Raw genomic sequence first — 1,223 nt, 5'->3', positions numbered from 1 at the left:
GCTGACTAAAGCCGATAAAGTTTGGACAGTGGAAGAGATCTCGACACAAAGCGTGACTGTGCAAGGTCTGGGAGCGTTGGAATGGTTACTTTATGATGATGCATCCACGCTTAACACCAATAGCAATGTGTGTGAATCAGGTGTTGCGATTGCCGAAAACTTGCACGATAAAGCACAGATAATCGCTAATTCTTGGGCTCAAAACCCGTGGAAGTCTTTGCAAAAGACAGAGTGGGAATCGGAGTACATTTCGCTGCTTTCTAACCAGCTAGAATACAGCATGAAAAAGCTCAGCCGTCCGCTAGCCAAGATAGGGCATCCTCGTCCTTACTTCTCGGAGTCTTGGCGCTCAGAAACCTCGCTCTCTAACTTAAAAGCTAACTTAGAAAGCTTGCATCAGTTGTATTTTGCGAACGGTAAAGGTTTAGATGCGCTGTTAAGGGCGCAAGGTAAAACGCAATTGGCGGATCGCGTCGCGTATCAGTTTGACATGGCTTTAGAGACTTGGCCTGAAGATAAAAGCCTGTTCTCTGCACTACAAAGTGTGGACGGATATCGTTTGGTTCTCGCGCAATACAACAAGCTAGAACAACTTAAATACCTCATCCATGAAGAGGTGGCTATCGAGCTTGGTGTCGTTATAGGGTTTAATGCAACCGATGGTGACTGATCAAACCCGCCGAACGCTTCTAAAAGCGGCACTATTTGGAGCGGCAACTCCCGTGTTGCCGTTTGGTTGTGCGGCGACAACAAAGCGAGAGCCCGCATTGATTGGTTGTTCCATTGTCGGGCGAGATAAGTTTGCTGCCGTGGTGGCTGATGAACATGGTATGCCTATTTCGACGTTACCTATCCCGGAACGTGGACATGGCGTGGCGACCAATCAGCATGGCCACGCGGTTGTTTTTGGTCGACGTCCTGGCACTTTCTTTATGGTGTTCGACTATCGAACAGAGCAAATGCTCAAGTTGGAACTGGCAAAACCGGAGCGCCATTTTTACGGCCACGGCGTTTATTCTCACGATGGTCTTTATCTCTTCGCTACGGAAGGCGAAAGCGGCACTAGCCGAGGTATCATCGGTGTTTACGATGTTAAAGACCAATACCGAAAAATCGCTGAGTTATCGGGATTCGGCATTGGGCCTCATGAAGTGATCATGATGCCCTATGGCTCGTTAGCGATTGGTGTGGGTGGGGTGCATACTAATGGTCGTGAGCCTTTG

Annotated in this window: 2 protein-coding genes; both read left to right on the top strand. The window is 48.6% G+C overall.

The features are described 5' to 3' along the window. Positions 1-670: imelysin family protein (locus R7D93_RS25635; protein WP_318129598.1), on the top strand; the 670-nt coding region annotated here is incomplete at its 5' end. Beyond that, positions 651-1,223 (top strand): DUF1513 domain-containing protein (locus R7D93_RS25630; RefSeq protein ID WP_318129597.1); only part of this gene is annotated, 573 nt, incomplete at its 3' end. The genes R7D93_RS25635 and R7D93_RS25630, both read left to right, overlap by 20 nt.

Origin of the sequence: Vibrio sp. YT-15, assembly GCF_033337445.1 — a bacterium.
GTDB classification, from domain to species: domain Bacteria; phylum Pseudomonadota; class Gammaproteobacteria; order Enterobacterales; family Vibrionaceae; genus Vibrio; species Vibrio alginolyticus.
The sequence above is the reverse complement of the archived record's forward strand: the minus strand, read 5'-3'. Positions and strand labels throughout refer to the sequence as shown.